The following is a 23,051-nucleotide window of genomic DNA, read 5'->3' as shown; positions in this document are numbered from 1 at the left end:
GGGCCGGCCGACGACTCAGGGACGGAGGTCAATCTCCCTCGACCTAGCTTGGAAGCGGGCGAACGACCCCGATGTGCCACATTGCTCGTGAGCGCCACTCGCAATCCGTTCAGCAATCCTCCGAGAATCGGCCTCGCTGTACTCGTAAGGACGGGTTGCACGCTTCAGCTCATCTTTTGGATGAGGAATGAGATCGACCTCCCGCGACTTTCGAGAGAGTCTACCTTTCCACCGGAGCGGGCTCAGCGATTCGACGGCCGTCGGGTAGAGGAGCCACCAGGACTCCGTTGCCTGAACGGGAACAACCGCGACCGCTCCGGGAAGTTCTTGAATTTGCATCTGCAAGGCCTTTTCCACTTTCCCGTCAGGATCAACGCCGTCCGAGTCGCGATGGACGAGCACTGCCGCGACGGGCTGCCCACCCGCCTCGGTCGCAACGACTGTAGCGAGGAGATCCTTTAGCCACCTCGTGACCGCAGGCGGACCCGCATCCTTGGTCAACGACACCGGCTTGGGTCGAGCGCGAACTCGGCCCTTGAGTTTCGGATTCGAGAAAGATGCGAGATGCGAGATTGCGGCCGAGTCGTTGAGGTTTTCGCCAAAAACGAGGACCACAGGCTTTCGCTTACTAGATGACTTCGCACTCCTCATGCCGGCACTCCTCCGAGAGCACCAGCAAACCAGAGTTCGCCGATTCCGCGCGAAGAGCCCGAATCCTCATCCACGGTCGAACGAATGGCAGAAGCGATCTCCTCGGCGTTGCGAGCAGGAATTATCGATTCTCCGGTCTCGTAATCGCGCTCCGCGATGAGAACTTCGTGCGGCTCGAGGCGATTAACGAGAGTGGGAGAATGAGTAGCCGCGAGAATCTGAGTCTTTGCGCTTGCGGCCCTCATACGATCGACCAACACCTCGAGCGCATAGGGATGCAGCCCGTGGTCGAGCTCTTCGATCGCCGTGAAGGCAGGCGGGTCGGGCTCGTGGAGCGCGACGAGGAGCGCAAGCAACCGAACCGTTCCGTAGGAGGCATCGGCGAGTTCGATGGGCCGACGCACTCCGCGCTCGTGCAATTGAACAACGAAGGCGCGCCCAGCGCCGCCAATGGGTGCGAGTTCAATTCGCTCAAGACCAGGAAGACATGCCGCGAGATCAGAAACGAGGGCGGCAAAAGCGTCAGTGGATGCCGCCTGGAGGTTTGCTAGCGCAGAAGCAAGGTTATGCGCATCGTCTGCGAGCCGCCCCTCAGAGTATCGGCTCGGCTCGCGCGCTGCCGCCACATCTGGTTCGAGGACACGCATCGAGGTCAGGAAACGAACATAGGCGGCCGGCTGCGGGCCGACCTCGTCCTGCGCGAATTGTGCCAAGGCACCGAGACCGGTTGTCGTTCGCGACGCGAGATTTCGTTGAGTCTGTAATTCTCCAGCCTCGATCGTGACGGCAGAATCGCGGACCTTGATTCGCCGACCGCGACCTTCGAGCCGCTTGAAGGCCAATTCCTCGGTACGCGTGAGCTCGCCATTTTTCTTGCGTGTCACCAATAGACGATAGTGGTCCGGGGCATTCTCGCTAGCAAGGCGCGTCACCTGACCTTCAATCTCTAGTTCAACGCTTTGGGCTTGAGCGCGAGTGGACTGCCTGAGCACATGATCGAAGCCACCCCACTGACTCAGCGCGACATCGAGATCGAAACGAGCGGCAGTCGAGATGAATTGCAATACTTTCAACAAATTGGACTTTCCAGATCCATTCGGCCCCACGAGGACCGTCAAGGGTCCGAGCTGAACGTCCACATCACGGAAAGACCGAAAATTTTGAGCATGGATTCGAGAAACCGGGATACTCCGTTGGACACGATCGATCGCACTACTCACGACTCCACCTCTCGTCGGTCGGAGCATACAGCGCCGACCGGCGCCGCTGAGCGATCGGCGCATCACGAGGACACCTGGAGGCTTATTCAGAGCCCTGCCAGGTCGCTACACAATCCCTGATCAGCGTTCATTTCCAAACGATGGATCATCTGCTCTGAATAAGCCTCCTGGTTCCAGGTCGTGTTCCGAGGCCCTGGGAACGGAACGCACCACGTCCAGTCGTCGTCCAGGCGCATCCGTGCATCCTCCCCAGCTCACGACCTCGCCACCTGAGACCACGCGTAGACTGACGTGGTGCTTCTGTGTCTGACGGCGTCGCACAAGAACGCCAGCTTCGATCTCCTCGAGAAGCTTTCCGTCGACTCCGCGGTCGTTACGTCGGCGCTCTCGGACGGCATCGATTTTGTCTCCGGAGCGGTCGTCGTCGCCACCTGCAACCGCTTCGAGGCCTACCTCGACATCGACGAGCCGTTGACCGCCGCCCAGGCCGTCGCCGTCGAAGCGGCCACCGCCGCCGTCAGCGCCGCGACCGGGGTCGAGCAAGATGAGCTGCGCGGCAGCGTCGACGTGGTCTCGGGCGACCGGGTTGCCGAGCACCTGTTCGCCGTGTCCAGCGGCCTCGAGTCTGTCGTCGTCGGCGAGGGGGAAATCGCCGGTCAGGTCCGCCGTTCGCTCGAGGAGGCGCGACGCTTAGGCACGACGTCCTCCGAGCTCGAGCGCCTGTTCCAACGCGCGTCACAGACCTCGCGCGGGATTAAGAACCGCACCGGCCTCGGCAGCGCCGGCCGATCGATCGTGCGCCTCGCACTCGACCTGGCCGCGAGCCGCGTCACGGACTGGCGCGCGGCGCGCGTGCTACTCATCGGCACCGGCAGCTACGCCCGGGCGACCGTCGCCGCGCTTCGCGACCGCGGAGTGGTCGATATCGCCGTGCACTCCCCGTCCGGTCGGGCGGAAGGCTTCGCTGCGCGACGCTCCCTTCGTCCGATTCACGGCGACGACCTGGCGCTCGAAGCTGTCTCCTCGGACATCGTCATCACCTGCACCACGGCACAGGAGCCGGTGCTCGACGCGGCACTGCTCGCCGCTGGACGCCTCCAGGGCTTCTCCCGCGAGCGCCAGCTCGTCATCGACCTCGGCCTGCCGCGCAACGTCGCCGCCGACGTCACCTCGGTCACCGGCGTCGAGCTACTCGACCTCGAGACCATCAGCCTGCACGCACCACTCGAAGTCCTCGACGCCTCCCAGCACGCACGGGCCCTCGTCGACAAGGCCGTCCGCAAGTTCTCGGACGTCGCCGACGAGAAGAGCCTGACCCCGGCCGTCGTGGCGTTGCGCTCGCACGTATTCGACGCGCTCGACGCCGAGATCGAGCGCGCACGTTCGCGCGGCGACGAGGACGGCCGGACGGAGCAGGCGCTCCGCCACCTCGCGGGAGTCCTGCTGCACACACCGAGCGTGCGTGCCCGCGACTACGCGCGCGCCGGGGCTCAGGAGGCGTACCTCACCGGTCTCGAGGCTCTCTTCGGCATCAAGGTGCTTGCCGAGCCGGCCTCGATCGCCCACCCCGACACCGGCGCGGCGACCGCGTAAGTCTCTGCCGCTGCCGTCCGACGGAGCCCGCCGACCCCGCGAGATGCCTCTTCGGTACGCGACGCCCCGACGCAGAGTGTCACAAGTGGCATCTCGCGGGGCGGATCAGGCGCCGCGCAGCCCCACGAGGAGGTACGACTCCAGATTGGTGAGCGGGATGCGCTCCTGCTTCATCGTGTCGCGATCGCGCACCGTCACCGCGTCGTCCTCAAGCGAGTCAAAGTCCACGGTCACGCAGTACGGCGTCCCGATCTCGTCCTGGCGGCGATAACGTCGGCCGATCGCTCCAGAGTCGTCGAAGTCAACGTTCCAGAGCTGACGCAGCTGGTCTGCGACGCGGCGGGCGAGCGGCGAAAGGGCCTCGTTGCGCGAGAGCGGGAGGACGGCGACCTTCACCGGCGCCAGGCGCGGGTCGAGGTGCAGCACGGTGCGCGTCTCGACCTTGCCCTTCGCGTTCGGCGGCAGCTCCTGCTCCTCGTAGGCGTCGACGAGAAACGCCATCAGAGCTCGCGTGAGGCCGAACGACGGCTCGATCACGAAGGGCACGTAGCGCTCGTTCTTGTTCTGGTCGAAGAAGGAGAGGTCCTTACCCGAGTGCTCGATGTGCGTCTTGAGGTCGTAGTCGGTACGGTTCGCGACCCCCATCAGCTCGCCCCACTCGCCCGAGGCGAAGTCGAAGCGGTACTCGATATCGACGGTGCGCTTGGAGTAGTGGGACAGCTTGTCTTTCGGGTGCTCGTACTGGCGGATGTTCTCGGGGTTCATCCCGAGGCCGACGAACCAGTCCCAGGCGAGCTGCATCCAGGTCTCCTGCCACTCCTCGTCCGTGCCGGGCTCGACGAAGAACTCGAGCTCCATCTGCTCGAATTCGCGCGTGCGGAAGATGAAGTTGCCGGGCGTGATCTCGTTGCGGAACGCCTTGCCGATCTGGCCGATGCCGAACGGCGGCTTGCGGCGCGCACTCTGCAACACATTCGCGAAGTTCGTGAAGATGCCCTGTGCGGTTTCTGGCCGCAGGTAATGCAGTCCCGACTCGTCGTCGACCACGCCCAAATAGGTTTTCATCAATCCCGAGAACTGCTTGATCTCAGTCCACTGCCCAACCGTGTCCGGGTGCTCGGGATCGGGGATGTCATCGAGGCCGTTGACGGGCGGATGGCCGTTGACCTCCTCGTACTTCTCGAAGAGGTGATCGGCGCGATAGCGCTTGTGGGTAATCAAGGACTCGGTCAGCGGATCCGAGAAAACGCCGACATGACCGGAGGCGTGCCAGATCGCCGTGGGGAGGATGACCGCTGAGTCGAGGCCGACGACGTCGCCGCGCCCCTGCACAAACGTCTTCCACCACTGACGCTTGATATTTTCCTTGAACTCCACGCCGAGCGGACCATAGTCCCACGCGGAGCGGGTGCCCCCGTAGATCTCACCCGAGGGGAAGACGAATCCCCTGTGCTGCGCGAGGGTGATGACTTTATCGAGGGTGGTGGTTTCTGCCACGGGTTGCTCCTCAGCTGTTCGGGCGCACGGGGCCCCGGCGCGCGCCGGCTGCACGCGTCCTTCTGGTGTGCCCCCATGCTAGCCGCGGCCTCGCGGCACCGAGCTGCCCGTGGCGGGCATGATGAGCGGATGCTCCCCCTCCCGCCGATCGTGGTCTCCGCCGTTGCCGTCCTTCGCGATCGGCGGGTGCTGATGGTCACCGCTCGCGGCCGCGATGTGCTGTACCTCCCGGGCGGCAAGGTTGATCCGGGTGAGACGTCGGCTCAGGCGGCGGACCGCGAAACGCGGGAAGAGCTCGGCGTGTCGGCGCTCCGTCTGGAGGAGCTGTTCACGATCCGCGCGCAGGCCCACGGCGAGCCCGAGGGGCGTGAAGTCTGGATGACGGTGTTCGCCGCCGAACTCGACAGGGAGCCACGCCCGAGCGGCGAGATCGACTCGCTGCACTGGATCGACGGTGACGACGCCCACCGCTGCCCACCCGCTGGAGTCGCAACGCTGGAACGGCTCCGCGCCCTCGGCCTCATCGACTGACGCCCCTCTGTGTCACGGCGATGCCAGGGCCGCTAGCCTCAGGACGTGGAGTCGAGACGGCGCGCGAGGTACCGGTCGGCGTCCGACGAGCCCGGACGTCTCGAACCTGTGCAGCTGGAGGCGGCAGTGCCGATCCTGCGCATCTTCTCCGTCGAGAAGGCGGGTGAGTTCTACGTCGACTACCTCGGCTTCGAGGTCGACTGGGAACACCGCACAGCACCGGATTCGCCGCTCTACCTCCAGGTCTCGCGCTCGGGTCTGCGCCTGCACCTCAGCGAGCACCACCGCGATGGCAGTCCTGGCGCGGCCGTGCACGTGGCCCTCCGCGGCGTCCGCGAACTCCACGCGGAACTCGACGCCAAGTCCTACCCCTATCTGAATCCGCGCATCACGCGCTCGCCGTTCGGATTCACTCTGAACGTGATCGACCCGTTCGGCAATCAGCTCCGCTTCGCCGAACCTGCTCCAGAGCCCACCGCGCCGTGATCGACGCTCTGCACCTCGAGAGCCCCGAAGGTCGAAACCCCGTGCCACCTCCGCGTCAGCTGATCAATCGTTCAACGCCCGTCCATGCGCTTTCGAGCAGGAACCCCTAGCGTAGAAGGAATGGCTTCACGGGGGACGATCGAGCAGTCGGCGATGACCGGCACAGCGGGGCGGACACGAGGTGTCCGCCTCCGCCTCATTGAGGTTGCTCCACTCGCCACCGGTCTTCTCGGCTCCCTGACAATCCTGTTCGGTTCGCTCGGGGTCGGCTATCTGCCGCACGACTCCCCGATCCGGGATTGGTCGCTCATCGCGTCGATCCGAGCGACCGGCTGGCTGGTCGAATTGAGCGCAGCACTCGTGATTGGCGGAGGACTGCTGCTCCTGGTCGCCTGGTTGCGGCTGCGCACGGTCGCACTCGTCGCTGGTCCGGGTGCACTGCGCACGATCATCGCGGCGGCACTCACGTGGGCAGCACCACTGCTCGTGACCGTGCCGCTGTTCAGCCACGACATGTTCTCGTACGTCGCGCAGGGACGGTTGATGTCGCAGGGCATCAACCCGTACACGAACGGAGTGTCGACGCTGCCCGGCTGGTTCGCCCTCGGCGTCGATCCGCTCTGGGCCAACACGCCGACTCCGTACGGCCCGCTCTATCTGCTCATCGAGCGCACTGCCGTGCAACTCGCCGGCTTCAGCTCCCCCGAACTCTCGATTGCAATGCTGCGAGCTGTCTCCGTCGCGGGAGTCGTCGTCTTCGCCGTCTACGCAATCCGTCTGGCCCGTCTGCGCGGCCTCTCGACCCCACTGACCGCCTGGACCGTGGTGGCCAATCCGCTCACGCTGGTGTTGTTCATCGTCGCGGGGCACAACGACTCCGTCATGCTGGCGCTCATCCTGGCTTCGATCTACTACGCACAGACCGACCGTCGGATCGCTGCGGTTGTGCTGATGGCGGGGGCGATCGCGATCAAGCCGATCGCCATCATCGCCCTGCCGGTGCTGGCGCTGCTCTGGCTCCGCCACGACGCGACGCTGCGTGAGCGCATCCGTGCCTGGATGTGGACGGGTGCAGGCGCTCTCGGGCTCGTTGTCGCTGTCGGACTCATCGCGGGGGTCGGGATCGGCTGGGTCAGCGCGATGGTCGTCCCCGGCTCGATCCTGCACTGGTACGCGCCGATGTCGTTTGTCTCTGTGGCTACTTCTACGGCCGTCGAGATGTCCGGACACGATCCGGCCGCAGCGATTGCCCTCGTGAAACTCCTCGCGCTTGCTCTCGCCGGAATCGTTACTGCGTGGCTGATGTTGTCGCGGCGGGCGATAGATCCGCTCGCTCGGCTGTCCGGCGCGCTGTTGGCCTTCGTCACCGCGTCGACCGCGATCCACCCGTGGTACGCGCTGTGGGTTCTCCCGATCGCAGCTCTGTCGCGGCCGTGGCGAAGCGCACACGTTCACCTGGCGGTCTACGCCTCGATCTTCCTCATGACTGTCACCGTCGCCGAACCCATCGACGGTGGCGGCGGCGGGACGATGGACCAGATTCCCGCGCGCGTCGCCACGATCGCCGCGATCGCTGTCATCGGGTTGTACATGCTGCTCGGTTACACCGACGAGGAGCGGGTCGACGGAGGCTCGCTGGCGCGCGCCGTCCCCTTCGGCTCCGAGATACTGCATTACCTCAGTGGTGGGCGCCTCGGCGGCATCCCGCTAGGCAGCACACAACTCATTCGGACGCCTTCCCGCCACTGACGGCCGCGGAGCGAGCAGTCCGAAGGCCGGTCGCAGGCCGCTCAGGAGGCGGAGTCGGCCTGCTCGTCGGAGGCGTTTCGGCGGTCGATCGCGGCGTGCGCCACCGCGGCGGCCCCCTCCGCAGAACCGACAGGCCCGTTCGATCCGCCAAGCACGCTCGAGAGCGACGAAACCCAACTGAGGTCATTTCGACCGCCCTTGAGCGCGTCGTTGAAGAGTGGAAGTTCGCTGCGCGTCGCGTGGATCGCGTAGGACTCGCGGCTGTAGCCATTGTCGGGCGTGACAGGGGTGTGTGGCAGGTCGTCGGGCTCGGCCGAGTGGGCAGCGTCGCTGGAGCCGCCGGTGGATCCAGTCTCAGCGACGTCAACGACATCGCCAGTCTCAGCGTTCTCCGCAGCTTCGTCGTTCTCAGCGGTCTCACGGCTCTTCGCGATGTCAGAGGCTTCCGCGATGTCGTCGGTGTTGTCGGTCTCGTCGATCCCGGCGGAGTCGTCAGTCTCGAGTACCTCGGAAACCTCCGCAGGAATACGCCCGGAGGGGGCTTCGACCGTCTGCTCGGCATCCGTTGCATCCTTGGCGCCGGTCTGCGGATCTACATCAGTCTGCGGATCAACGTCGGTCTGCGGATCAACGTCGGTCTGCGGATCAACGTCGTGGTTCCCCTCCTGCGCGCTATCGATCTCCGAGTGCGGCTCCCGCTCGTCAATGCTGTCGTGGTCCACGTCGTCCTCCTATCTCCGCTCCGTGACTTCGGAACGGGCGCGGCGACGGTGCACCGGCGCTCCGACAGGGTAGCCCTCGATCACGTCGACTCGGTCTCGGTGGCGCTGGATCGCGGGACCGGGCGCCAGACGACGAGTTCGGTGCGGCGCTGCGCTCGTGTCCCATGACGGAGGGTAACCACATCGCCCTCGAGCCCGGCGGCGAATACCCGCCGTCCTGGACGGTTGAGGAGTTCATCCGCGAGCGCCGACTCGAGTTCGCGCACCCGCTGCGAGAGTGACTGCACCTGGTTTTCAAGCTGAAGAATCCGCGCGATGCCTTCGAGGGAAACTCCCTCGGAGGAGAGCCGCGCTACCTCCCGCAACTGCACGACGTCGCGCATCGAGTAGCGGCGCGACCTGCCCGCCGTACGGGTCGGGCGCACCAGGCCGAGGCGGTCGTACTGGCGGAGCGTCTGCGGGTGCATCCCTGCGAGATCGGCGGCGACAGCGATCGCGAAGACGGGCGTGTTCTCGTCCATGCCTGTACCCCTCCGACCTACCGCGCCGATGTTCCGCTGCTACGAGCGAGCCTTCTCGAGAAGGTCGTCGCGCGGGTCCTCGGCGGGTTCGGCCGCCGCGTAGTCCGCGAGTGCTTCACGAGCGGCGGAGGACAGATGGCTCGGAACCGCGACCTGGAGGACTGCAAGCAGGTCGCCGGTGCCCTTCGACGTCGTCACTCCACGGCCCTTGACCCGCAGGACCCGACCGCTCGGCGTCCCGGGGGCGACTCGGAGCTTGACCGGATCGCCGCCGAGGGTCGGCACCTCAATCGTCGCGCCGAAGACCGCTTCAACGAAGGTGACCGGGACCGTGACGCGGAGATTCAGCCCGTCGCGTTCAAAGACGGGGTGCTTGCGGACGGAGACGGTCAGCACGAGGTCGCCGGGCTCGCCGCCGTCTGGGCTCGGGCGGCCCTTGCCGCGAACGCGGATCTTCTGGTCGTCGGCTACTCCGGCCGGGATACGCACCGAGAGAGTTCGTCCGTCACCGGTCTGCAGCTGCACGGTGTCACCCCGGGTCGCCGTGCGGAAGTCGATGGTGGTGCTGGCGGTGACGTCGGCGCCCTTCTGCGGACCGCCGAAGCCGCGGTAACCACCGCTGGGCTGGCCGAACCGGGAGCCGCCACCGAACACCCCGCCGAGAATGTCCTCGAAGCCGGGTGGCGGGCCCTGCTGGGTGCTGTAGGAGGTACGCCCGCCCTGGCCGAACATTCCCCCGAAGACGTCGTCGAAACCTCCGGCCTGGCCACCGGCAGTAAAGCGAGCGCCGCCGCCCATTGCACGGATCTGGTCGTATTCCTTGCGCTGGTCGGCGTCCGAGAGGACGGTGTACGCCTCGCTGATCTCCTTGAATCGCGCCTCGGCCTTCGCATCTCCCGGGTTCGAGTCGGGGTGGAACTGGCGGGCAAGCTTGCGGTAGACCTTCTTGAGGTCCGCCGCGGAGACGTCCTTGGATACGCCGAGGACCTGGTAGAAGTCCTTGTCGAACCAATCCTGGCTGGCCATGTGCCTCTTCCTGTGTCAAATGCGGCGGAGGACCGCGCCTCGGCCCGGCGGCGTGTTGCCGAGCGGGGCGGGGTCCTCCGCAGTGGTGCTGGTAGCGGGTTAGTCGGCGGGGACTGCGACGACCACCTTGGCGGCCCGCAGCAGCGAGCCTCCGAGGTAGTACCCAGACTCGACGACGTCCGCGACCGTGGAGGTCTCGGCGCCGGGGGTGGGCTGCTGGAAGATCGCCTCGTGGATGTTCGGGTCGAACAGGTCGCCGACCGCGCCCGTCTTAACCAGGCCCAGCTTCTCGACTCCCCCGCGCAGCTTGTGCGCGATGGCCACGAAGGGCCCGCCTTCGGCGAGGTCACCGTGCTTCTCGGCGCGGTCGAGATCGTCGAGCACAGGGAGGATGACCTTCACGGCGTCGCCGATGGCCCGCTCCTTGTCGACCTGACGGTTCGATTCGGTGCGCTTGCGGTAGTTCGCGTACTCGGCCGTAACTCGCTGGAGGTCGGCGAGGTGCTCGGCTGCGAGGGCCTCGGCACTGGACTGACCCGAGAGAAACGAGAGATCGGCGTCCGAGAGGGTGGTCTCGACGTCAGGCCCCTCAGCCTCAATGAGGCCCTCCTGATCCTGGGCATCCTGCGCCGCTTCGGCCCCCGCCTCGTCGCCGCCGGCTGCCGGCTGCTCCTCGGGGACGTCCTGGGGCTCATTCTCGGCTGCCATGACTACTTGGTGCCCTTCGGCTCGTCCTCGTCGATGACCTCGGCGTCGACGATGTCCTCATCGCTCTTCTTTTCCCCGCCGGCCGGAGCGTCGGCAGGAGTGCCCTGCGCACCCTGGTCCTGCGAGTAAATCGCCTGGCCGATCTTGGTCTGCGAGGCGTTGAGCGCGTCGAACGCCGTCTTGACGGCTGCGTCGTCGTCGCCTGCTAGCGCAGTCTTCAGCGCGTCGACGTCGCCCTGCACCTCGGACTTGACGTCCTCGGGCAGCTTGTCCTCGTTGTCCTTGATCAGCTTGTCGACCGAGTACGCGAGGGTCTCGGCGTTATTGCGGATCTCGGCGGCCTCGCGGCGTGCCTTGTCCTCGGCGGCATGCTCCTCGGCTTCTCGGACCATGCGGTCGATGTCGTCCTTGGGCAGCGACGAACCGCCGGTGATCGTCATCGACTGCTCCTTGCCGGTGCCCTTGTCCTTCGCCGACACGTGCACGATGCCGTTGGCATCGATGTCGAACGTGACCTCGACCTGCGGAATGCCGCGCGGGGCCGGCGCGATGCCGGTCAGCTCGAAGGTGCCCAGGTTCTTGTTGTCGCGGGTGAACTCGCGCTCGCCCTGGAAGACCTGGATCGCGACGGACGGCTGGTTGTCGTCGGCGGTGGTGAAGGTCTCGGAGCGCTTGGTCGGGATCGCGGTGTTGCGCTCAATGAGCTTGGTCATGATCCCACCCTTGGTCTCGATGCCCAGCGAGAGCGGGGTCACGTCGATCAGGAGGACGTCCTTGCGCTCGCCCTTGAGGACACCTGCCTGTAGTGCGGCACCGACAGCGACCACCTCGTCCGGGTTGACGCCTTTGTTGGGCTCCTTGCCGCCGGTGAGCTTCTTCACCAGCTCGGCCACGGCCGGCATCCGGGTGGACCCGCCAACGAGCACGACGTGCGCGATGTCGTCAACCTTCACGCCTGCCTCGGCGATGACGTCGGTGAACGGCTTGCGGGTGCGCTCGATCAGGTCGCTGGTGAGCTCCTCGAACTTCGCGCGCGTCAGCGTCTCGTCGAGGTTTGCGGGACCGTTCTCGGTGAGCGAGAGGTAGGGCAGCTGGATGCTGGTCGAGGTGCTCGAGGAGAGCTCCTTCTTCGCCTGCTCCGCGGCCTCCTTGAGACGCTGGCGGGCGATCTTGTCCTTGGAGACGTCGACGCCGGTCGAGTCCTTGAAGCGCTTGACCAGGTGGTCGACGACGCGCTGGTCCCAGTCGTCACCGCCGAGGCGGTTGTCGCCGGAGGTCGCGCGGACCTGGATGGTGGAGAAGTCGTCGTCCTTGCCCACCTCGAGGAGGGAGACGTCGAACGTTCCGCCGCCGAGGTCGAAGACGAGGATGAGTTCGTCCTCCTTGCCCTTGTCGAGCCCGTAGGCGAGGGCGGCGGCGGTCGGCTCGTTGATGATGCGCAGGACGTTCAGGCCAGCGATCTCGCCGGCGTCTTTCGTGGCCTGGCGCTCGGCGTCGTTGAAGTACGCAGGAACGGTGATGACCGCGTCGGTCACCGTGTCGCCCAGGTACTGCTCAGCATCACGCTTGAGCTTGCCCAGGATGCGGGCCGAGATCTCCTGCGGGGTGTACTTCTTATCCTCCACGCCGAATGTCCAGTCCGTGCCCATGTGGCGCTTGACGGAGGCGATGGTGCGGTCGACGTTGGTGACGGCCTGGCGCTTCGCGGTCTCGCCGACAAGCACCTCCCCATCCTTGGCGAACGCAACGACAGACGGAGTGGTGCGGAAGCCCTCGGCGTTCGCGATGACGGTGGGCTCGCCACCCTCGAGGACGGCCACGACCGAGTTGGTGGTTCCCAGGTCGATGCCTACGGCACGGGACATATGCGTTGCTCTCCTTCGCGATCGACCGCCGCGCAGGCGGCTAGCCGGTCGATTGACTGACTGGTGAATCGAAACCTCTGCGGGGGTTGAGTCCCGCACGCTCAAGTTTAGTCATCATGGCCGTCACGTCAAGTCGATTGCCGCAGAGTTGAGTCATCTCGGCTCAAGTTCTTGCTCGGGTCGCTCCAGAGCGCATCTTGTCGCTCCTCCGACTCGTCCTTGCGCAGTCATTCTGCGGCGGGTGCCCTGAGCCGGAGGGTGGGCGAGGTGGCCGGTGAGATCACCGCACCTGCTCGAGGTAGTTGAGGGAGAACGTGGCAGGAGAGGCGCTCGGTGTCGACCGAGAACGGGAAGAGGACGTGGCACCGCCGTCTCGTCGGTCTCACCGACGTTCTCGGCCGAGACCACGATCCTCCTCGAGTTCGGGTCAACATGGATCTGCTCGACAGCGCGAGCATCCTCATTGACCACCTCCCCTGTCTTCGTTCCCCCGCGCCTCCACTGCGCGCAGGAGAGGGGCCCAAGGCCCCACTCTCCTCAGCCCACGCATTCCAGACGTCTCGTCAACAGCGAGACGCCGACGGCGAGGTGGGCTTTTTAGCGCGGTGTCACCCGGAGAAGTCGATGACGATCTTCAGATCGGTCGTGGTGCGGTAGTCGGCGAAGATCGCGCGCATCCCCTCGACGTCTGCGAACGGGTGGACGCGAGTGACGAGCGAGTCGATGTCGACCACTCCGGAGGTGATCGCCCCAAGTGCTGCCCTGATGACGGCGGCGCTGCGGTGCATGGGGAAGACGCGAACGTCGAACGGTGCCGAGACAATCCTGATGCCCTTGGCCAGCAGGAGCCAGGTATCGAACTTCTGCATCTCCTGCGACGCACCGTAGAGGACATAGCGTCCCTGCGGTCGCAGGCGCCTCATGGCCTGACGCCGAGGGTCGACCTCGTCGTCGTCGATGCGGATGGTCGGAAGGGTGTCGAAGACGTAATCAAAGTGGTCGGCGCGGATGTCGGCGAGTTCGGCGGGCGTGATCGCCCGATCGGCGAAGATCACCGCCGCGTGCGCGTTCCTCGCGAGGTTCGTGTCGAGGACCACAACCTCGCTGACGGCAAACATCTTCCGGAGGATGCTCCCGGCGATGATGCCGATCGGCCCTGCTCCCAGGATCAGGACGCGGTCGCCGATCACCGGCGGGTTCGCGAGAATCGAGCGGAGCGCCCCTGTCGTCGGCTCGATGAGCGAGGCGCCGATATCCGGCAGTGTGGAGGGGACCACGACCGCTGCCGCACGCCGATCGTCGACGAAGGAGCGTTCGGCAGCGAACTGGTCGGTCTTGTGTTCGCCAGCGAATACGGGACGCAAGCTCCGGTACTCGGCGAGCCCGTCGAAGTCGGTCTGGCCCCAGTAGACGACGCGATCTCCGATCGACACGGTCTCTGTCTTCGCGATCTCCGGCCCCACATCGACGACCTCCCCGACGTACTCGTGGCCGAGCACGACAGGGTAGGCATCGGGATAAAGATGCCCCTCGAAGAAGGAGACGTCGGTGGAGCAGACGGAGACGGCACGCGTGCGCAGGAGAACGCCGTCGGCCGGAGTCGAGGGGATCGGGCGAGTGGCCGCGCGGAGATCGCCAGGGCCGGTGAGTTCGACGACCTGCATCAGGCCGGTGGGGACGGCGGCGGGGTGTCGGCGATCGAGGGCGGGACGGGCAAGGGGGAGAGTCGGATTCATGGTTCCTTCTGAGTGAGGGCGGGTCCTGGGTGTAGGGAGGACCCTGGGTAGAGGTGGATTCCGGGTGTAGGGCGCACCCGGGGGCAAGAGGGAAGATCAGGTTGGCTGCCGTGAGCCCCAGCGCCGCATCAGCGGCCTCTCGAGCCCATAGTGAAGGGCGGCAGCGGCCACCACCGACGCGAGGGCGGCGGCAAAGAGGAGGAGCAACTCGACCACGGCGGAGGAACGGCTAGCGCGGGCGAAGAGGACAAGCATGGGCTGGTGGACAAGGTAGAAGGCGAAGGACCACTCTCCGAGGCGCCGTGACCACTCCGATCCCGTCATGCGTGGGCCATACGCGTCGCGGGTGGCCCACGCAGCGATCAACCACGCACAGGGGAGAACGACGACCGCTTTCTGTGACCAGAGCGACGGGAGGAACAGCGCGACGACGTACGCGAGAACGAGTGCCATCGCGGGAAGAGCGGGAGAACCGGGCCGAAACCAGCCGTCACGCACAGCCACCGCCGCGCACACTCCCAGGACGAACTCCGGCAGCCTCAGCACCGGGAACACGTACAGCGTCCAGTACTGGACGCTGCGCAGCGACGTGTCGTGCGCCATCGGCTCGCCGACCGGCAGCACCTGCGCGAGGAGCACCGTGCTGATAATGACGAGCAGCGCCAGAGCCACGATGACGATGACTAATCGGCGAGAAGCTGACGCGAGGCGAGCTCGCATCGCGAGCGGGAAGAGCGCGTAGAAGAGCGCCTCGGCGCAGAGCGACCAGCCTGGCGCGTCGAGGCCGAAGTAGACCGCGGGATCGGTCGACCACGCCTGTGCCATGACGAGGAATCCGGGCAGGAGGTGGGCCGCACTCGGGGTTACCAGGACCGCAATAAGCCCGCAGGCCCAGTAGACGGGGAGGATTTTGACGAAGCGCCGTCTCCAAAAGTCCACAGCTCGATCGCCGGGCCGCGCCGACCAGGTGATCACGAAACCGCTGAGAACGAAGAAGAAGGACACCGCGGCCGCCCCGAGGTGCTCCGAAATCCGCCAGAGAGCGCTCGCGACCTGCGGCGAACCGGCCAGGAAGGCTGCCTGAGGAAGCGCCGCGTGGAAGACGAACACCGCTAGTGCGGCAGGGAAACGCGCAGCAGTGAGCGAGGGAAGCCGCGCCACGCGGGGCGGGACTTCGGCATCCGACGTGGTGCCGATGCTCGGCGAGACCGGTTGGTCATCGACTGCGTTCATCGCGGTAGCTCGTCGCCGCCGCTATCAGGCCCGAAGCAGGGAGACGCCGATCGCGGTCCCCTCGCCCTTGAAGTATGCGAGCTGGACCAGGAGCTCAGTGAACGGCTCGATATAGCGGGCGGTCTCAAGCGGCCCAACGTCGACCGCATCAAACCCGAGGGAAACGAGGAAGCGCATCGCCGTGGACTTGGCCTCGTCATCGTCTCCGGCCACCGGCACGAAGAGCGAGCCGGCCTCGAAGGCAGCGGGGTCGTGGTTCGGAGCGAGCACCGCATTCAGCGCTTTGACGATCTTCGACCGACCAAGGTGGGCCGCGATCTGCTCGCCGCCGGACGTGCTGAAGCCGACCGTAAGCCGGCTGAAGTCCGGGGAAAGAGGATTGGTGGCGTCGAGGACGATCTTCCCCGCGAGGGCCGCTACCTGGTCCGGCGCGATCTCGAGGGCAGCCTCATAGGGCAGGGCGAGAACCACCAGGTCCGCGCCCGCCAGCGTGCCCGCCGCCGCCGCCTGCTCCGTCTTCCGCGTGACGTGGTGGACATCGTGACCGCTTCGACGCGCCGCGCCAGCGAGGGCACCCCCGACGTTCCCGTCTCCGATGATCGCTACAACACTCATAGATCTAACTTCCGTTCTCGTGGGTCGGTGGACTGTCACCATCGTGGAGGCGCATCGCGCCGCGAACGAGACCGAGTTCGCGAAGTGAGCTAACGTCGCAGCCGAACGGTCTGCGCTCGATGGACGGTTTGCGCTCAACGATCAGAAAAAGAGGTGCGCGATGCCGCTGGAACTGCGCCAGGTCAGGATCTTCGTGACCGTCGCCGATGAACTGCACTTCGGTCGCGCCGCCGCACATCTACGACTTCCCCCGTCGGTTGTCAGCGAGCAGGTCAAAAAACTCGAGCGGCTGATCGGCGTTGAACTCTTCGACCGCAGCCATCGCGCGATTGCCCTTACCTCGGCCGGGAGCCAACTTGTGTCTCTCGGTCGGTCCCTCCTCCACGACGCCGAATGCTTCATCGAGAGAGCACGCGCCCACGAGCATCCAGGTCGCGTCCTCCGGCTCGGCATCGGTCTTGGCATGGGGCGCAGGCTCGCCTTCATCCTGCGCCGGCTGGCACATGCCGGTCTCTCCGTCCGGACCGTCTCCGTGCCGCCCCGCGAGCGGTCCGCCCTCCTCGAAGCCGGTGATCTCGACGCCGCGTTCATTCGCGGGCGCGTCCGCGGCTCGCTGATTGCGCACCACGTCTGGGACGACGAACTCGTCGCCGCGCTCCCGGAGCATCATCCCCTCGCGGCGCAGGAGACGGTGCAGCTCGCCGACCTCGCCCGCTCCCCCGCCGCTCTCGTCTCGCAAGACGTGAATCCTGCCCTCCACGATGTCCTCTCCGGCGGGCTCGCTGCTCTCGGCCTTCGCGTGGAGGTGGGAATGCGCTTCAGCACCATCGAGGCAACGTTCGCGGAGCTGGTGGCGCATCCCACTCCGATGTGGACACCGGTGTTCGCTGCGTACGAAGCCGAGCACGTCTACGAGGGCATTTCCATCGCGGCGATCCAGCCCCGTCTCACGCTGCCGGCGTTCCTCGCCGTCCACCATCGCTCGGGCGCGCGACTGCAGGTCGTGATCGACGCAAGCCGTGAGAGTGCCGCCCCCAGCGGCGCACGATCCGCATCAGAATCTCTGCTGTGAACGCCCCAGCCGGGGTGCTTCCAGCCGTGCAACGGGACTGGGGCGAAGCCGCGTTCAACACGCTCGTGCGGTGCGCAGCCCGCCGTCGAGCACCCGTCCCGCGCCAGAGCCACGACAGGCTCACCTCACCTCCTAAAGTGGCCTCGCCGCGCAGTCGCGGCGTGAAGGAGGCCGGAAATGTCGACACGTCCCGCAGACCAACGGCTCTCTGAGCCCGAACAGCACACGCAAGAGGCAGCACCGGCGACCGAACGGCCAGTTGTCAGCCCGGCATCCGAATGGCCGAAGTCACCTGCTGCAACGGCGGCGGCAGGCGCAGCTTCGCCGGACGGCGCGGATCGACCCACCGAGGCGAGCGGACAGGCCGAGGCGGACGCCACGTCCGGCGCGGACCAATCGGCGCGACCCGCGTCGATCCGCATTCGCAAGAAACGCACCGAATCGCGCGCCTCCCGCGTCAAGCGCATGACCCGGCGCACCGGACTAGTCCTCCTGGCGGCCGGCCTGCTTATCGGTCTCGCGTTCGTCGCGGTGTTAATCGTCGCGCCGCACGAGTTGTTCTAGAAGCACGAGTTGTTCTAGAAGCCTGGGCCACTGATCGAGAGCACGACCACGCGCTCAGGTCGCGAGCCAGAAGACGATCAGCAGCAGCGTGACCAAGAACCCGGTCAGGAAGTTCAGCACCAGGAAGCGCTTCCAGCCCGCATTGGCGCGCTCCGCTTCGGCATCGCCGAGCGAGCGGTAGGGCCAGATACTCACCGCGTACGGCACGGCCAAGAGCGCCGCGAGCGTCCCCGGCCAGGGCAACAGCAGCAGGAGCACTCCGCTCGCCGAGTAGGCCACGATGGCGAAACGCGTGGTCGCCTTCGCTCCGATCACCGTCGCGATCGAGCCGATACCGCCCGCCCGGTCGGCCACGATGTCCTGCACCGCCCCGAAGGCGTGGCTCGCGATCCCCCAGAGAAAAAAGGCGACGAGCAGAGCCACCAGCGGGCCGGTGACCACAGTGTCAGCGAGGGCGATTCCATAGACGGCGGGGCTGACGAAGTGGGTCGCCGAGGTCAGCGAGTCGACGAACGGCCGCTCCTTGAAGCGCAGACCAGGAGCGCTGTAGGCGATCACGGCGAACACGCTGATCGTGAGCACCAGCCACGACACCGGCGAGCCCAGCAGCGCCAGCGCAATCAGGAAAGGGACGTTCGTCGCTACCGCCGCGACCAGGGTGGCGCGGTGCTCGCTCCGGTCGAGCACGGCCCCCTCGACCCCACCCTTGCGCGGATTCCGCAAATCCGACTCGTAGTCGAAGACGTCATTGATCCCGTACATCGCAAGGTTGTAGGGGATGAGGAAATAGAGGGTGCCGAGTACGAAGGCGACGTCGACCTCGCGGGTGGTCAGCAGGTACGTCGCCGCGAAGGGGTAGGCGGTGTTGACCCAGCTCAGCGGGCGACTCGAGACGAACAGCGCGCGCAGCCGGTTCACGGCTCGCTCCGTCGACGCGCGGGCAGGAGCACCCAGAGCGCGGGAAGGGCGGCGGCGGCGGCGATCGCGTAGGCGAAGTCCTCGATGGGGGCGACGCCGATCCGGATGCCCGAGATGAGGTCGTCGTCGTAGGCGACTAAGAGGCCGACCCCGATCATCAGGTTGTCGAAGATCGCTGTCATCACCAGCACCACCGCGAGCGTACCGAGCAGTGCCGCGGGTCGGAGGAGACGGCGGCGCACCGCGACGAGGAGAAGCACGAGCACCACCGCGAGAAACACAGTGTTAAGGAGGAGGTAGGTCACGCCCGCGCCCCCGTCCGCCGGGTTGTCTGCCGCGCGAGGAAGCCGTGCACGTCCATCGTCAGGTAGCAGAGCAGGGTGAGGAAGAGGACCTCCTCGACCGGCAACTCCGGCGCGAGCAGAATGCCCGTCATATAGGAGGTCTCGCCGCGAAAGAAGACGCCGAGGCCGATCCCGACGAGGTCCCAGACCAGGAAGAACGCCACCCCGGCCGGCAGGACAATTGCGGCCCGTCGGGCGTCGGCCCAGAAGAACAGCCGGAAGCGCCGGTCGAGCACGACCATCCCGGTGATCGAGACGGCAAGGGCGAGCAGGTAGAGGACGCCCACGCCTACTCCGCCGGGGGCATGGAGGCGGGCGGGAGCGAGACGCTCGGCGCCACCGGAGCGGTCGGCGCCGCACGCACCGGGAGAGGCTCGGTGGAGACGTCACCGCGCACCCGCTTGAGCATGACTTCGGCGCTGATGACGCACATCGGCAGGCCGATGCCCGGGATCGTCGAGCTGCCCGCGAAGAGCAGCCCGTCGACGTGCTTGCTGACATTTCCCGCACGGAAGAACGCGCTCTGCGACAGGACGTGCGAGGGGCCGAGCATCGTCCCGCGCCACGCGCCAAGATCCTTCTCGAAGTCGGCTGGACCGATCGTGCGGCGCACGACGATCCGCTCGGCGAGGTCTCTCGCTCCCGTCCACGTCGCGATCTGCTCGATCACGGCGTCGGCGATGGCCTCGACGCGCTCATCGCCGGCGCCGTCCACTCCGCCGTGCCCGATCGAGGTGTCGGCCGGGATCGGGACGAGCACGAACAGGTTCTCGTGTCCCTCCGGAGCAACGCTCGGATCGGTAGCGCTTGGACGGCAGACGTAGATCGATGCGGGATCGGGGACGCTCGGATTCTCGCCAAAGATCTTGGCGAAGTTGTCGCGCCAGTCGCGGGTGAACAGCAGCGTGTGGTGCTCGAGCTGCGGCAACTCACCGCGGACGCCAAGAAGAACCAGGACGGCGCTAGGGCCCGACTCTCGCTTCTCCCAATAGGCGGGCGGGAAGGTGCGCAGTTCGTCCGGGAGCAGCGACTGCTCGGTGGTGAAGAGGTCGGAGGCGTTGACGACCAGGTCAGCAGGCACACGTTCCGTCCCCTCCGGCCCGTCGAACTCGACTCCGACGACCTCGGCGCCCCGCCGCGCACCTCGCGGGGCTCGGGTGGTAAGGATGCGCGTGGCGCGCGACGATGTGCGGATGCATACCCCGGCCTCCTCGGCAACGTCGGCGACCGCCCCGATCAGCGTGGTGAATCCGCCCATCGGATAGAGAACGCCGTCGGCCAGATCGAGGTGGCTCATCAGGTGGTACATGCTCGGCGCGGTGTAGGGCGAGGAACCCAGGAAAACAGCGGGGTAGCCGAGGATCTGGCGCAGCCGGTTGTCGGTCACGGCCGTCGCGGCAAAAGTATCCAGCGGAGTCAGCAGCAGCCTGCCAAGTGTCGCCGTGCGGCTGAGCACGTCGCGGCGCAACAGGGGCAGGAACGACGAGAAGCTGGTGTACAGGAAGCGGCGCTTCGCCGTCTCGTAGGTGTCACGCGCCGAATCGAGGTAGACACGCATCCGCTCGCCCGCACCCGGCTCGATGCTCTCGAAGAGGGCGAGGTTCGACTCCAGGTCGGCGAGCACGTCGATCGGCTCCTCGACGCCCTCGCTATAGACGCGGTAACCAGGATCGAGGGTGACCAGGTTGAGGCGTTCTTCGGCGCTGGTGCCCATGAGGCGAAAGAAGTGGTCGAAGACCTCCGGCATCAGATACCAGGAGGGACCGGTGTCGAAGCGGAAGCCCTCGTGCTCCCAGAAACCGGCACGTCCGCCGACGACCTCGCGAGCCTCGAGTAGCGTCACGTCCCAGCCGTCGCGGGCGAGCAGTGCGGCGGAGGCGAGGCCGCCAATCCCGCCACCGATGACGACTGCGCGGTGCGGCCCGGCCGTCGACCGGGTGGCCCGAACGGGGCCGGGGCCGAGACGCGGGCCGAGGGTCGAGACGGCCGCCTTCGCGGCGAGCGCCGCCTTCGTCGCCGTCGGCACGCTCACGCGGGCGCGGAGGAGTTCATCGGCGGGAGTCGCGCGGATCCGGTCGGCGAGAGCGGCGAAGAGAGAGTGGGCCAGCAGCACTGCCCGGCGGCTCGAACGCGGCAGCTCGGGAACGATGGTGCCGGCCGCCTCGAGATCGGCGTCGAGGTCGGCAAGCAGGGCGGCCTTGTCACGCTCCGAGAAGGCGCGTGGGTCGACTCCAGGGAAGTAGCTCCGACCGAGACCATCGACGTCGGCGGCGAGGTCGCGGAGAAAGTTGACTTTTTGGAACGCGGCGCCCAAGCGGCGGGCACCAGCGACCAGGCGCTCGCGAGTGGCGGCCGAGACGAACCCCGCGTCGGGTGCGGCGAGGAAGACGTGCAGGCACATCAGACCGACGACCTCGGCCGAACCGTACACGTAAGCCTGGAACGACTCGGGCGTGTGCTCCGTCTCGCGCAGGTCGGCGCGCATCGACGCGAAGAAGGGGCGCGTCAGCTCCGTGCCGAAGCCTGTCGCGCGGGCCGTGCGCGCGAACGCGTGAATCACCAGGTTCGAGCTGTAGCCGGTGGCCAGTGCACGCTCGGTGTCGGCGTCGAAGGCGTCGAGCGAGTCTTCGACGGCCGCCCGGTCGAGGCGTGCCTCCTCGGCCACCCCGTCAACGATCTCGTCGGCGACGCGGACCAGAGCATAGATATCCTCGATGCGCTCGCGGACACCCACGTCGAGCAGCCGAGTAGCCAGCCCAAACGAGGTGGAGTAGCGGCGGATGACCTGCGCCGACGACTCGTGCGCAACGCGATCGTACAGGTCACTTTGGCGGCTCATCGTGCCACCGTACGGGGGTAAGAGCGGGCCGACCGCATCGTAGCGGCCGACTGCGCGAGGCACACCGCGCTCATCGGGTACGCCCGACAACGCTCGCGACGAGCGGACGGACCTCGTTGCGGAAGGCCTCCGTTACCGCCGGAGTCTCGAGCGCGGCCCAGGCGCGGGCGGCGAACTCGGCGGCGAGTCCCTCGGCGTAGCTGCGGGCCCCGCACTCCTCGAGGATCCGACGCACCCGCTCGGCTGTCTCCGGGGCGAGATGCTCGTCCCCGATGAGCTTCTCGATCTCGATCCAGCAGCCGGTCCCGGCTGCGTGTGCGATGAGCACCGTGCGCTTGCCCTCCCGCAGATCGCCAAGCGTGGTCTTGCCGGTCTGCCCCTCCGAGCCGAAGACGCCGAGCAGGTCATCGACGATCTGGTAGGCGATGCCGATGTAACGCCCGAACTCGCCGAGCGCCTCCACCGCCGAATCAGGAGCCCCGGCGAGGATCGCCCCGGCCTGCAGCGGCGCCTCGAACGAATAGACCGCGGTCTTCAGTCGCTCCATTTCGAGGACCTCGTCGACCGACGGCATACCGGGCATGAGTGAGAAGTCGACATCGGCTAGCTCCCCCGCGGCGGAGGCGAAGACCGCCTCATCGAGCAGGGTGAGCAGCCGCGCGCGGACGGCGTCCGACGCTCCGACCCCCTCCACGAGGCGGTGCGCACCGGTCAGCGCGAGGTCGCCAGCGATCACGGCGACCGACGTGCCACGGTGCTCCGCGATCGGGATCGAGAGGCCGACCGTCGTGGCCTCGTCGCGGTAGCTGCCGGAGACGTTGGGGCTACCACGACGAACAAAGTCGCGGTCGATCACATCGTCGTGCACGATCAGCGCGGTGTGCAGCAGTTCGAAAGCCGCGCCGAGGTGAGCGGCTGCCTCCGGATCCTGACCGCCGTGGGCCTCGTACGCCGAGATCACCATCAGCGGCCGGAAGCGCTTGCCGCCGCGAGTGTTCGCCTCGAGGGTCTGCCAGAGCGTGAGGTAGCGGGGTCCGAGACGGACCGCCCGAGACCTCGCTAGTGAAAAGAAACGGTCCAGAACAGCGTCGACGTGCGACTGCCTCAGCCGGGACAGAACCACGGGGTCGCACGTATCCACGGGGAGAAGGCTAACAAAGC

22 protein-coding genes and 1 pseudogene are annotated in these 23,051 nt (G+C 66.7%); 6 read left to right on the top strand and 17 right to left on the bottom strand.

Annotated elements, in window-relative coordinates; genetic code table 11:
• Nucleotides 1-15 precede the first annotated feature (15 nt).
• Together B0H03_RS04510 and B0H03_RS04505 are read right to left on the bottom strand one after the other, a co-directional pair.
• Complete coding sequence (locus B0H03_RS04510; RefSeq protein ID WP_127843983.1) at nt 16-651, bottom strand: hypothetical protein; 636 nt, start codon at nt 649-651, stop codon at nt 16-18.
• The gene (locus B0H03_RS04505; RefSeq protein WP_202129872.1) at nt 648-1,871 is read right to left on the bottom strand and encodes an AAA family ATPase; all 1,224 of its coding nucleotides are present in this window, start codon (nt 1,869-1,871) and stop codon (nt 648-650) included. The genes B0H03_RS04510 and B0H03_RS04505 overlap by 4 nt, the downstream gene beginning before the upstream one ends.
• Nucleotides 1,872-2,165: 294 nt before the next feature.
• On the opposite strand from B0H03_RS04505, the gene B0H03_RS04500 reads away from it, so the two are divergent.
• Nucleotides 2,166-3,464: a glutamyl-tRNA reductase gene (locus tag B0H03_RS04500; RefSeq protein ID WP_104265418.1), complete on the top strand. Its 1,299-nt coding sequence runs from the start codon at nt 2,166-2,168 to the stop codon at nt 3,462-3,464.
• Nucleotides 3,465-3,569: 105 nt separating this feature from the next.
• Here the strand turns inward: B0H03_RS04500 and B0H03_RS04495 are convergent, their stop codons facing one another.
• Nucleotides 3,570-4,961, bottom strand: a complete 1,392-nt coding sequence (locus B0H03_RS04495; protein WP_104265405.1) for a glycine--tRNA ligase — start codon at nt 4,959-4,961, stop codon at nt 3,570-3,572.
• Nucleotides 4,962-5,090: 129 nt separating this feature from the next.
• Here B0H03_RS04495 and B0H03_RS04490 point away from each other — a divergent pair, with 129 nt between their 5' ends.
• The 3 genes from B0H03_RS04490 (at nt 5,091) to mptB (ending at nt 7,727) form a co-directional block, all read left to right on the top strand.
• Nucleotides 5,091-5,492 carry an NUDIX hydrolase gene (locus B0H03_RS04490; RefSeq protein WP_104265406.1) on the top strand — a complete coding sequence of 134 codons (402 nt, stop codon included), beginning with the start codon at nt 5,091-5,093 and terminating at the stop codon, nt 5,490-5,492.
• A 45-nt stretch (nt 5,493-5,537) separates the two neighbouring features.
• Complete coding sequence (locus tag B0H03_RS04485; RefSeq protein ID WP_202129871.1) at nt 5,538-5,978, top strand: glyoxalase superfamily protein; 441 nt, start codon at nt 5,538-5,540, stop codon at nt 5,976-5,978.
• Nucleotides 5,979-6,098: 120 nt separating this feature from the next.
• Nucleotides 6,099-7,727 carry a polyprenol phosphomannose-dependent alpha 1,6 mannosyltransferase MptB gene (mptB, locus tag B0H03_RS04480; protein WP_104265408.1) on the top strand — a complete coding sequence of 543 codons (1,629 nt, stop codon included), beginning with the start codon at nt 6,099-6,101 and terminating at the stop codon, nt 7,725-7,727.
• Between the two features lie 41 nt (nt 7,728-7,768).
• On the opposite strand, the gene B0H03_RS04475 is transcribed toward mptB, so the two are convergent.
• From B0H03_RS04475 to B0H03_RS04435, 9 genes and pseudogenes are all read right to left on the bottom strand, one after another.
• Nucleotides 7,769-8,449 carry a hypothetical protein gene (locus B0H03_RS04475; protein WP_104265409.1) on the bottom strand — a complete coding sequence of 227 codons (681 nt, stop codon included), beginning with the start codon at nt 8,447-8,449 and terminating at the stop codon, nt 7,769-7,771.
• Nucleotides 8,450-8,529: 80 nt separating this feature from the next.
• Nucleotides 8,530-8,970, bottom strand: coding sequence for a heat shock protein transcriptional repressor HspR (locus B0H03_RS04470; protein ID WP_104265410.1), 441 nt, complete (start codon nt 8,968-8,970; stop codon nt 8,530-8,532).
• 39 nt (nt 8,971-9,009) lie between these two features.
• Nucleotides 9,010-9,996, bottom strand: a complete 987-nt coding sequence (locus B0H03_RS04465) for a DnaJ C-terminal domain-containing protein (protein WP_104354358.1) — start codon at nt 9,994-9,996, stop codon at nt 9,010-9,012.
• 99 nt (nt 9,997-10,095) lie between these two features.
• Nucleotides 10,096-10,704, bottom strand: coding sequence for a nucleotide exchange factor GrpE (locus B0H03_RS04460; protein ID WP_104265412.1), 609 nt, complete (start codon nt 10,702-10,704; stop codon nt 10,096-10,098).
• Nucleotides 10,705-10,706: 2 nt separating this feature from the next.
• Complete coding sequence (gene dnaK, locus B0H03_RS04455; RefSeq protein WP_104265413.1) at nt 10,707-12,569, bottom strand: molecular chaperone DnaK; 1,863 nt, start codon at nt 12,567-12,569, stop codon at nt 10,707-10,709.
• A 153-nt stretch (nt 12,570-12,722) separates the two neighbouring features.
• A pseudogene (locus tag B0H03_RS17400) lies at nt 12,723-13,082 on the bottom strand (hypothetical protein); the annotation flags it as partial.
• 95 nt (nt 13,083-13,177) lie between these two features.
• Nucleotides 13,178-14,305 (bottom strand): zinc-dependent alcohol dehydrogenase, encoded by a 1,128-nt coding sequence (locus B0H03_RS04445; protein ID WP_202129870.1) that lies wholly within the window; start codon nt 14,303-14,305, stop codon nt 13,178-13,180.
• A 96-nt stretch (nt 14,306-14,401) separates the two neighbouring features.
• Nucleotides 14,402-15,538: an acyltransferase family protein gene (locus tag B0H03_RS04440; protein WP_104265419.1), complete on the bottom strand. Its 1,137-nt coding sequence runs from the start codon at nt 15,536-15,538 to the stop codon at nt 14,402-14,404.
• Nucleotides 15,539-15,562: 24 nt separating this feature from the next.
• Complete coding sequence (locus B0H03_RS04435) at nt 15,563-16,153, bottom strand: NADPH-dependent F420 reductase (RefSeq protein WP_160487228.1); 591 nt, start codon at nt 16,151-16,153, stop codon at nt 15,563-15,565.
• Nucleotides 16,154-16,313: 160 nt separating this feature from the next.
• On the opposite strand from B0H03_RS04435, the gene B0H03_RS04430 reads away from it, so the two are divergent.
• Together B0H03_RS04430 and B0H03_RS04425 are read left to right on the top strand one after the other, a co-directional pair.
• Entirely contained in the window at nt 16,314-17,225 is a 912-nt protein-coding gene (locus B0H03_RS04430) for a LysR family transcriptional regulator (protein ID WP_104265421.1), read from the top strand.
• Nucleotides 17,226-17,402: 177 nt separating this feature from the next.
• Nucleotides 17,403-17,789 carry a hypothetical protein gene (locus tag B0H03_RS04425; protein ID WP_104265422.1) on the top strand — a complete coding sequence of 129 codons (387 nt, stop codon included), beginning with the start codon at nt 17,403-17,405 and terminating at the stop codon, nt 17,787-17,789.
• Nucleotides 17,790-17,843: 54 nt separating this feature from the next.
• Here B0H03_RS04425 and B0H03_RS04420 read toward each other — a convergent pair whose 3' ends face one another.
• From B0H03_RS04420 to B0H03_RS04400, 5 genes are all read right to left on the bottom strand, one after another.
• A complete protein-coding gene (locus B0H03_RS04420; protein ID WP_104265423.1) occupies nt 17,844-18,707 on the bottom strand; it encodes a prenyltransferase in 864 nt (287 codons plus the stop codon).
• Nucleotides 18,704-19,012 carry a lycopene cyclase domain-containing protein gene (locus tag B0H03_RS04415; protein WP_104265424.1) on the bottom strand — a complete coding sequence of 103 codons (309 nt, stop codon included), beginning with the start codon at nt 19,010-19,012 and terminating at the stop codon, nt 18,704-18,706. Before B0H03_RS04415 ends, B0H03_RS04420 begins: the two co-directional genes overlap by 4 nt.
• The gene (locus B0H03_RS04410) at nt 19,009-19,338 is read right to left on the bottom strand and encodes a lycopene cyclase domain-containing protein (RefSeq protein ID WP_104265425.1); all 330 of its coding nucleotides are present in this window, start codon (nt 19,336-19,338) and stop codon (nt 19,009-19,011) included. The genes B0H03_RS04415 and B0H03_RS04410 overlap by 4 nt, the downstream gene beginning before the upstream one ends.
• Before the next feature lie 2 nt (nt 19,339-19,340).
• Complete coding sequence (gene crtI, locus B0H03_RS17325) at nt 19,341-21,890, bottom strand: phytoene desaturase family protein (RefSeq protein ID WP_104265464.1); 2,550 nt, start codon at nt 21,888-21,890, stop codon at nt 19,341-19,343.
• A gap of 70 nt (nt 21,891-21,960) precedes the next feature.
• Nucleotides 21,961-23,031 (bottom strand): polyprenyl synthetase family protein, encoded by a 1,071-nt coding sequence (locus B0H03_RS04400; protein ID WP_241560444.1) that lies wholly within the window; start codon nt 23,029-23,031, stop codon nt 21,961-21,963.
• Nucleotides 23,032-23,051: the final 20 nt, after the last annotated feature.

Origin of the sequence: Rathayibacter iranicus NCPPB 2253 = VKM Ac-1602, assembly GCF_003149025.1 — a bacterium.
GTDB classification, from domain to species: domain Bacteria; phylum Actinomycetota; class Actinomycetes; order Actinomycetales; family Microbacteriaceae; genus Rathayibacter; species Rathayibacter iranicus.
The sequence above is the reverse complement of the archived record's forward strand: the minus strand, read 5'-3'. Positions and strand labels throughout refer to the sequence as shown.

Excerpts from the sequence above, each read along its gene's own strand:
- B0H03_RS04510 (WP_127843983.1), bottom strand. The coding sequence starts at position 651 with ATGAGGAGTGCGAAGTCATCTAGTAAGCGAAAGCCTGTGGTCCTCGTT.
- B0H03_RS04490 (WP_104265406.1), top strand. The coding sequence starts at position 5,091 with ATGCTCCCCCTCCCGCCGATCGTGGTCTCCGCCGTTGCCGTCCTTCGC.
- mptB (WP_104265408.1), top strand. The coding sequence starts at position 6,099 with ATGGCTTCACGGGGGACGATCGAGCAGTCGGCGATGACCGGCACAGCG.
- B0H03_RS04470 (WP_104265410.1), bottom strand. The coding sequence starts at position 8,970 with ATGGACGAGAACACGCCCGTCTTCGCGATCGCTGTCGCCGCCGATCTC.
- B0H03_RS04465 (WP_104354358.1), bottom strand. The coding sequence starts at position 9,996 with ATGGCCAGCCAGGATTGGTTCGACAAGGACTTCTACCAGGTCCTCGGC.
- B0H03_RS04460 (WP_104265412.1), bottom strand. The coding sequence starts at position 10,704 with ATGGCAGCCGAGAATGAGCCCCAGGACGTCCCCGAGGAGCAGCCGGCA.
- dnaK (WP_104265413.1), bottom strand. The coding sequence starts at position 12,569 with ATGTCCCGTGCCGTAGGCATCGACCTGGGAACCACCAACTCGGTCGTG.
- B0H03_RS04445 (WP_202129870.1), bottom strand. The coding sequence starts at position 14,305 with ATGAATCCGACTCTCCCCCTTGCCCGTCCCGCCCTCGATCGCCGACAC.
- B0H03_RS04440 (WP_104265419.1), bottom strand. The coding sequence starts at position 15,538 with ATGAACGCAGTCGATGACCAACCGGTCTCGCCGAGCATCGGCACCACG.
- B0H03_RS04435 (WP_160487228.1), bottom strand. The coding sequence starts at position 16,153 with ATGAGTGTTGTAGCGATCATCGGAGACGGGAACGTCGGGGGTGCCCTC.
- B0H03_RS04430 (WP_104265421.1), top strand. The coding sequence starts at position 16,314 with ATGCCGCTGGAACTGCGCCAGGTCAGGATCTTCGTGACCGTCGCCGAT.
- B0H03_RS04425 (WP_104265422.1), top strand. The coding sequence starts at position 17,403 with ATGTCGACACGTCCCGCAGACCAACGGCTCTCTGAGCCCGAACAGCAC.
- crtI (WP_104265464.1), bottom strand. The coding sequence starts at position 21,890 with ATGAGCCGCCAAAGTGACCTGTACGATCGCGTTGCGCACGAGTCGTCG.